This window comes from Pseudomonadota bacterium (assembly GCA_026388215.1).
Lineage (GTDB): Bacteria > Desulfobacterota > Syntrophorhabdia > Syntrophorhabdales > Syntrophorhabdaceae > JAPLKF01.
Window position 1 is genome coordinate 1 of record JAPLKF010000063.1, and the last position, 7,954, is coordinate 7,954.

General features: G+C 46.7%; 9 protein-coding genes. All 9 read right to left on the minus strand.

What is annotated here, in order from left to right; all coding sequences use genetic code 11:
* On the minus strand, positions 1-590 hold a 590-nt coding region (locus NTU69_04335; protein ID MCX5802753.1), incomplete at its 3' end, for a molybdopterin-dependent oxidoreductase.
* Complete coding sequence (locus tag NTU69_04340; protein ID MCX5802754.1) at positions 583-1,071, minus strand: (2Fe-2S)-binding protein; 489 nt, start codon at positions 1,069-1,071, stop codon at positions 583-585. The genes NTU69_04340 and NTU69_04335, both read right to left, overlap by 8 nt.
* A gap of 21 nt (positions 1,072-1,092) precedes the next feature.
* Positions 1,093-1,962 carry a xanthine dehydrogenase family protein subunit M gene (locus tag NTU69_04345; GenBank protein ID MCX5802755.1) on the minus strand — a complete coding sequence of 290 codons (870 nt, stop codon included), beginning with the start codon at positions 1,960-1,962 and terminating at the stop codon, positions 1,093-1,095.
* Positions 1,959-2,240: a hypothetical protein gene (locus NTU69_04350; protein ID MCX5802756.1), complete on the minus strand. Its 282-nt coding sequence runs from the start codon at positions 2,238-2,240 to the stop codon at positions 1,959-1,961. Before NTU69_04350 ends, NTU69_04345 begins: the two co-directional genes overlap by 4 nt.
* 513 nt (positions 2,241-2,753) lie before the next feature.
* On the minus strand, positions 2,754-2,960 hold the full coding sequence (locus tag NTU69_04355) for a 2-hydroxyacyl-CoA dehydratase family protein (GenBank protein ID MCX5802757.1): 207 nt from the start codon (positions 2,958-2,960) through the stop codon (positions 2,754-2,756).
* Between the two features lie 33 nt (positions 2,961-2,993).
* Positions 2,994-4,604, minus strand: coding sequence for an FAD-binding oxidoreductase (locus tag NTU69_04360; protein ID MCX5802758.1), 1,611 nt, complete (start codon positions 4,602-4,604; stop codon positions 2,994-2,996).
* A gap of 11 nt (positions 4,605-4,615) precedes the next feature.
* Entirely contained in the window at positions 4,616-5,932 is a 1,317-nt protein-coding gene (locus NTU69_04365) for a (Fe-S)-binding protein (protein MCX5802759.1), read from the minus strand.
* A gap of 10 nt (positions 5,933-5,942) precedes the next feature.
* Positions 5,943-7,400, minus strand: a complete 1,458-nt coding sequence (locus NTU69_04370) for an FAD-binding oxidoreductase (protein ID MCX5802760.1) — start codon at positions 7,398-7,400, stop codon at positions 5,943-5,945.
* 234 nt (positions 7,401-7,634) lie between these two features.
* A complete protein-coding gene (locus tag NTU69_04375) occupies positions 7,635-7,907 on the minus strand; it encodes an acyl-CoA/acyl-ACP dehydrogenase (protein MCX5802761.1) in 273 nt (90 codons plus the stop codon).
* Positions 7,908-7,954 lie beyond the last annotated feature (47 nt).

A 7,954-nucleotide genomic window follows, 5' to 3' on the forward strand; every position in this document is an offset into this window, starting at 1 on the left:
ACCGCCGCGCGGGTCTCCATACACATATGAGCCTGACCGCCACACTTGAACCAGTCTTCCCTTATATGGTCTGCTTCCTCAAAGGCCGCCTCCACATCACCCCACTCAATATGCCGGGTAACGTTAATATTACGCTCAAAGCCTTCATGGATTTCAGGTGCATCTTTCTTTATAGCATCGAGCGGCTCGAAAACCGCTGGAAGCACTTCATATTCAACATCGATCAGGTCAAGGGCCTGTTCCGCGATCTCCTCGGTTACCGCTGCCACTGCCGCAACCGGCTCACCGATATAACGCACCTTATCGACAGGGAGTATCTGCTCATCGCAGAGATCTTTGTAGCGCCGCCAGATACCCTGCTTGACCCCGAGGGTGTCCTTGCCTGTCACAACACCTATTACGCCGGGAAGCTTAAGGGCCCTGCTCGCGTCGATGTTCAGGATTTTCGCGTGGGGATGCGGACTGCGCAGGATCTTGCCATAGAGCATGCCGGGCAGTTTCACGTCGAAGGTGTAGGTTGCCCGGCCAGTCACCTTCGCGATTCCATCCACATTGTGAACGTGGGTATTAATGACAGCATATTTATTCATGGTGCTCCTCCCTGTAATTACCTTTTGCCACCGCCTCGACAGCCCGCACGATGCTGTTGTAGCCTGTGCATCGGCAGATATTTCCTTCAATTCCTTTTCTTATCTCCCATGTGGTTGGATTAGGGTTCTCGTCGAGCAATGCCTTTGCCGACATTAACATACCAGGGGCACAAAATCCACACTGGTAGGCACCGTGATCAAGGAAGGCCTTCTGGATGGGGTGCAGTTTCCCTTTATCTTCCAGTCCTTCAACGGTAGTTATCTTGGCGCCCTCCGCCTGCATTGCAAGTACCGAGCATGACTTCACAGACATGCCGTTAATGATTACCGTACATGCCCCGCAGGATACAGTATCGCAGCCCCTCTTTGTGCCTGTGAAACCTAAATAGTCCCTTATTACTTCAACTAAAAGTGTTTTAGGGTTTATGTAAATCTCATACTCTTGCCCGTTTACTGTTAGCCGTAACAATTTTTTTTCCATATACAAGACCTCCTTTCTCACTTAGCCTCTAACCTTTTCCCAGGCCTTTTTCAACATCCTCTTCGTCAGCACACCCAGCAAATGCCTTCTGTGTTCCTCAGACGCATGGATGTCAGCAACAGGTTCAGAGTCTTCCGATGCTATTTTGCCCGCCTCGGCAAAAAGTGCTTCATCATATTTTTTTCCAATTAGCAGCTCCTCAGCCCTCTTAACCCTTTTCGGTGTTGAACCAGCATTACCAAGAACAATCCTTGCGTCCTTGCATTTGCCATTGCCGTTTAGTGTTACAGAGGCGGCTACTGCCACCACACCCATATCACTTTCGAGAAGATTGAATTTCTGATATGCGGCTCCCGTTTTTGGTTCAGGTATCGGTACCTGAACTTCCAGTACGAGCTCATCTTTGTTTAAGGCTGTTTCAAAGTAATCCACAAAAAAATCCTCAAGGGGCATTCCCCTCTCGCCGTTCATCCCCCCCATCTTTATATTTGCTTTGAGTGCAATGAGCACGGGTGCGGGGTCTCCTGCAGGGTCAGCATGGGCAAGGTTGCCGCCGAAGGTACCCCAGTTTCTAACCTGGATTGATGCGAGCTTACCCTCCATCGCCACGAGCACAGGGTAGTGCTTTGCGACCACATCGGACTTTTCAATGGCACGGTGGGTGGTAGTGGCGCCAATCTTCAACCCTGCTTTCTTGTCAAAAGTAATGTAATCAAGTTCTTTCAGACGTTTAATGTCAATCAGATAGTCGGTAACTAACAATCCCTGCCGCATCACGATCAAAAGAGATTGCCCCCCACAGATAACTTTGCACTCATCCTTATGCTCGGAAAGCATGGTGAGGGCTTCTTTGACCGAGTCGGGCTTAAGGTAGGTAAAATCGTGTATCATGCTTCTCTCCTTTCTTTAAATTTTCCAAGTTCCTTTTCCTCTACAAGCTCTTCTACATCGGTAATCCACCTTGAACTGGCTGGAACATCACCGGGCATTCCAAATTTCTCATCATCACTGACACAGGTCTTTTCCGTCTGTTCACTAATCTCTCTCGAATCCCACAAACATCCGCGATACCCTGTTTTAAAACATAGATAATAGTGTCTACCCCTGTAAATGGCACATTCAACACATAATTTGCTCGAAAAAGGACATGTCATTGTTAATTTTGCCATTGACCACCACCTTTAAGTATTTTCTTAACCCTTTTATCATTGAAGAGTTTCTTGAACCCATGATCCAAGGTATAAGGGCTACGCAATTTATCCGTACATATTACCATATTTTATCTTTTATTACCTCATACTTCCACATTTACATATGACTTTTTGTTATGACTTTTTGTATGTATTTTTGGTCCGACGATGCTTCCCATATCCTTAAATTATGGCAAAGAGACATAATGAATAAACCTTTTTCTGACGTGTTCACTATTAAGAATTTCAAAAAAATTTATATTAATTTCTTTCTCTTGTCAAGAATTTTGTTAACATTCTTTTTAGAATGATGTTCACCATAGTAAACATACCCACATGATAGCAAGGTTAATGGCAACTATAATGTACCCATAATAAAACCCCGATTCTGGAAAATCCGTTTTTTGGATAGTTTCACAGGATATGTTCAATTAGTCTCTCTACTAAAATGAAATCGGTCTAAGGTTTCGAAATATGCCTCGACCCTCGTTCTTATCTGTGTTTCAGAGTAGAACCGCGGAGGTTCGCATGGTCTCTGAACCTATACCATACAGGAAGATTCTCCCAGTAAAGCCGGTACTTCTCATTCGAAATAACGCCGATACCTTTCGAAATCCTCTCCTCGTAAATTTCGCTGCACAGTGTTTCATAATAGCTCACAGCCTCGGGGGCTCCTCTCCGATATACGGTAATAGCCATGGCAATAAGTGCGTCAAAAATTCTGTTTCACTATCACCATTCAGGGATAGGCAATTTCTTTGGGCTCTTCCAGTCCTTTATCGGCTTCATCCATGCCGCACGCTCTACAAACTCGTCATGGGCCAGGGGTACTGGCGGGTGACAAACCCAGAGTGGATCGAATTCATCTTTTACTTTCAAGAGCCACTCATGATAGTTCGGCCCGTACATAGGACCCGTTAAGTAGAGTGGTTGATGAGGCCCAAGAAGGGACGTATAGAAGCGTTCCCGTATATTCATCTTCGATGTCTCCACATAGTACTGGTCGACACCTGTCGTATCCTCATCCTGATCCCAGTATATAAGGAATTCAGAATAACCCTGATGGCCCAGCTCGAAGCTCTGGAACCAGCCTGGGTCACCATAGTCCGGCATCAGAGGTGGCGTGTACTTCTTCTTCACGTCCGCATAACTCTCCCCGTGGACCGTAGCTTGAGTGAGCGTCTCGATGACATAATCAACGGACATGTATGACCCGCACATCACCCACATCCCTGCAGAATCCGAATTCTTAATCCAGGATTCATCCAATGGTCTTGTTGGTCGTGGTACGCCACCGACTTCTTTCATGATATCATTCAACACATTTTCATCATATTGCATCTGTTCTTCAGAGGTAAATCCTATGAGCAATACACGGACGATATGGAAGTTTTTAACTGTATCTTCATTCTCCTTCCCCCATATCTGCCAGAATTCCTCTTTGGATTCTGCTTTGGCAATTGCACGCCAGAAGAGGGGGACCTTTGTTACTGCCCCTGCAATCTCTGCTTTCCCTATCTCGTACATCGCCTTGACCTGTGCTTCCTTGCTCGGCACCTGGTAGTTAATCCATTTCACGCGCTTCTCTGGAAGTGCCAGTCCGGTGTTTGGCGAAATACCTGTAGGTTCAAGTCGTTCCGGCTGAAAAGGAAGGGTTTTTATGGCCATTTTCGTAACAATCCCGAGACATCCCCTCAAGCCCGTGTACCCTCTCAGGAGGCCTCTTAAATCAGGGCCAGGCCCGCCGCCCCAGAACGGATCGTCACCGAGAGCGAGTGAGCCCATCTTTACAAGTTCCCCGTCTGGTAACACAAGTTCTGTTCCCAGTATACGTCTGTGAGGAAGGCCAATCCGGTGGCTTAAGGGAGACCAGCCATCACCGATCAAATTTGCAATGGCCGATGCCTGTGCCCCACCTCCACCGATAACTACGTAAGCGCCTCTCTTCATTGCCTCTTCTTGAATCGGTGAATATATAACGCCGGAGCCTACAACGATATAAAAGTGTTTCTCATCTATCTCAAAATGATTCATGCGTTTCAGGTCTATAAGTAACTCATTTTCAACATGGCAATGTGAACGAGGCCCATAAAAACCGGTGCTATATGGAACATAAGGCACCTTATAGCGATTGCATATCTTCACAATCTTCTGGACTTCCTCAGTTGTTCTCGGCATTATGACGGCGCCTGGTACCTTTGTCATCACCCTCTCATATCCCAAACCACACTCGTATCCTCCTGGCCCGCATCTATAACCTTCACAAATTGCAGGGTCATCGGAGATACACCTAAGACCTGCTACCGACTCTAATACATTATATGCTTCTTTTTTTATACTCATAGTCTGCCTCCTTATATTTCCACTGAAGCAAGGATAAGTTCTGCTATATCCATTACCTTCATGCTGCCCCCGTTCTCTTTTACGGCCTGAGCAAAATTGCTTTTGCACCAGGGGCATGCAGCCACGAGAACTTCGGCACTCACTTCTTTTACCTCTTCCAGCCGATGTTTTGCAGAAAATGAAGCAAGCTCCGGAAAGGCCTCTTTTGTGCCCCTGCCTGCTCCACAGCAGAAAGCATTTTCTCTCTTCCTCGGCATTTCAACAAACTTAGCGCCAGGGATGGCATTCAATATATTTCTTGACTCAGCGTACAATCCGGACTTGCCACGCCTTCTTTTGAGCTCAGGGCTCACTGTCCCCATCCAGCCGCGCTCACCCTTCCATGGTGTCCAGGGGTCTGAAAGCCTGCTTATACCGCATGAATCGTGGTAGGTGAAGCGGATGTCCACAGGTTTCGCCAATTTGAGACTGCCCTTTTTAATCGCTTCATCGGCAACCTCGATAAGGTGCACTACCTTGAAGCCGAGATCGGATGTGGCTATGTTAAGCATCTTCGGATAATCAACCTTCCACATACGGTAACATTCGGCACAGCTCGTCGCTACTGTCTTTATCCCTGCTGCCTTTACTGCCTCAATGTTGCGTTTCGCAAGCTCCCTCGCTTCATCTATCATGCCGACAGAGTAAAGCGTATTTCCACAGCACCATTCATCAGCCATGAGCATGAAGGGTATGCCAGAGGCATTAAATATATTCGCTGTTGCACGTGCTATATCGGGGTTCACGTAGGAAGCAGAACATCCAACGAAGTAGAGTACGTCTGCCTTCTCTGCCACCTTAATGTCCTTCGTTACCCACCTTTTCCTGTTCTCATGGGGTGATCCGAAGTGGTTATGCTTTGTGGCAATATTTTTTGCAATCTTCTTATGTGCCGGCATTGGGCCTGCCCCATCCTTTACTGCCTTTATTCTCAAGGCCTCAAGTGTCAGCCCTATTTCCAAGTCGAGGTTACGCTTGCAGCCTACATCACAGGCGCCACACAATGGGTCAGCATAGATGATCTCCAGGAGCTTGTCAGTCCACTTAAGCCTTCCTTCTGCTATTGCGGTGCCTATCCTCATCTTTCCAAAGGCGCCATAAGCGTCAAAGTCATTCCAGGTGTTGCTGGGGCACCTCGTGGAGAACTTAATCCCCGGCATATAGGTGTGTTCAACCCAATAGCATCCCTTGCACTTAATGCACCGGCTCATGTCGTAGACAAAGTTGTCTAAATTTGTTACATCTAAACTTACTTTCTTTTTTGGTGTATCATAGCGATCTTTTGGCATCTCATCCTCCTTAGAAGCACAAATTTCCAGGGTTCATAATATTCTTCGGGTCAAACACCCTCTTTACCCGCTTCAATGTCATCGTATAATTAGCAGCACGATCGTATATTATAGGAGCCAGCTCACCGTATGGCCTTGTAAAGAAAGCCCCTTCATTTAACATAGCCATTGCTGCGTCACGGTAAAGTTCAGCCACAAAGCCTTTTTCGTGAGCATTCTCAGGGTCATAGAAAAAGCTGAACTCAACCTGGCAGGCACGGTTATGCTCTATGGGCTGGATGTAGCTCCCGATATCAGTTATAGGGTAACCGTATCTGGCAGCCACCATTTCCATAATATCCATAAATATCGGTACCTTGTTCGGTTTGGTAATAAAGAAGAGGTTCTGACATCCGCCTTTCATACGGTTTTTCCAGTATGGAACATCCGTTGGCCATGGCGCCCTCAGCATTGGTAAAAGTTTTCTCCCCAGGCCTGGAAAGCCAGGAAGGTTGTCTATAAGGGCCAACTTCGGGAATTCGTTTTTTAATACCTCCTTAAGAAGTTTCTCCTCGTATGCTATCTTTTCCTCGGGGCGCCTTAAAAGCCCGCTTATAACTAAAACGAGCGTCCATGGTGGGAGTTCCACACACAGCTTATCAAAATCTTCAGGCATCTTATCCGCCATGATTGCAGCAAGGTCCACGTTATTCAAAAGAACGCATTCCTGGCCTATTCTCCGCGGCAAGATCCTGTAAAGGAATTCTATAGCGTAAGGCACGTCATCAACGGGTGCAAAAAAGATCTCGTCTATCCTTGGAATCGATTCAATCTTCAAGCTTGCCCATGTGACGATACCCATTGTACCCTGGGCACCCTGAACAAACCGGTAAAAATCAAGACCGGGTCCGGATGGATTTGCCCCCCTCGATTTAGACTCAGGAAAACCATTTACGCTGGCAGAACCGCATCTGAAGACTTCACCTGTCGGCCAGACAACCTCAATTGATTGCATGGGTTCACCGTAATCATAAACGGTATTTGTCGGCACTTCCCGTTCGAGGGTGTCGGTAAGCACGGAACGATCCCGGTGTGGCAGTAGCGGCATTATCACCCTCATGCCCTTCTTTCCCAGTTCTGTAACAAGCTGCTTCCATGTTACGCCGGCTTCAAACCTTACCAAGCGATTTGCTTCATCAATTTCCAGAATCTTGTTCATTCTTGCGAGATCGACCACGATACCGCCCTGTTTTGGTATGGTGCTCCCGTGGAAGTGTACCTTTGAGCTTACAGGCACTATAGGGATATTCTTTTCGTTACACCATGTTACGATTTTCCCTACCTCCTGTGCATTTCCTGGCCACACCACGGCATCAGGCATTCCCGGAGGGAGAAGGCTGTGATCACGCGAGTACCCTACAAGCTCCTCCCTCTTATCACTTACATAATCCTTGCCCAAAATCTTTGCAAGTTCATTCTTGATTCCCATTTTGCCTCCTTGTTCTTTACCTTATATTTCTTCTATATTCTTATTGCCGACATTTTCTAACCGAGGCCCACCATATACTAATATTATCCTTTGACACATTTCAATAGCAGATTTTATGCGATTCGTGCTCATGTTCTCCCCTACATTCGGGGCCCTTCAGGTTTCTTTCTCGACGAATCATGTGCCGGCAGAGAAGCCTGTATGGACCACTGTCACCGTCAACACATTTAAATACTATAGCGAGACGAGGTAAGCAGTATAGTGGGTAACAAGGCGTGCCATCTTAACTTTGATAATCATATCTACAATTTTAAACTGGTTATTAGGAATATCAATTGTTGGCCTCCTAAACTGAACCCTTATTTGAGCGTAGGGCACAACATTTCTCAAAAGGGCCTGCATCCAGCCTAGAACCTGAGCAGAAATGAGGGTTCTCTCAAAATTAAGACCGACTGCCATAACCCTCCACCCTTCTCCTCCCTGTCCTATACGTTTCTCAACAGGCACGCTTACGTTTTTAATAAACTACCCTGTAGCAAGCTACAGGGAATAAC

Bases quoted from the DNA above. Each gene is read 5' to 3' on its own strand.
- NTU69_04340 (MCX5802754.1), bottom strand. From the start codon at position 1,071: ATGGAAAAAAAATTGTTACGGCTAACAGTAAACGGGCAAGAGTATGAG.
- NTU69_04345 (MCX5802755.1), bottom strand. From the start codon at position 1,962: ATGATACACGATTTTACCTACCTTAAGCCCGACTCGGTCAAAGAAGCC.
- NTU69_04350 (MCX5802756.1), bottom strand. From the start codon at position 2,240: ATGGCAAAATTAACAATGACATGTCCTTTTTCGAGCAAATTATGTGTT.
- NTU69_04355 (MCX5802757.1), bottom strand. From the start codon at position 2,960: ATGGCTATTACCGTATATCGGAGAGGAGCCCCCGAGGCTGTGAGCTAT.
- NTU69_04360 (MCX5802758.1), bottom strand. From the start codon at position 4,604: ATGAGTATAAAAAAAGAAGCATATAATGTATTAGAGTCGGTAGCAGGT.
- NTU69_04365 (MCX5802759.1), bottom strand. From the start codon at position 5,932: ATGCCAAAAGATCGCTATGATACACCAAAAAAGAAAGTAAGTTTAGAT.
- NTU69_04370 (MCX5802760.1), bottom strand. From the start codon at position 7,400: ATGGGAATCAAGAATGAACTTGCAAAGATTTTGGGCAAGGATTATGTA.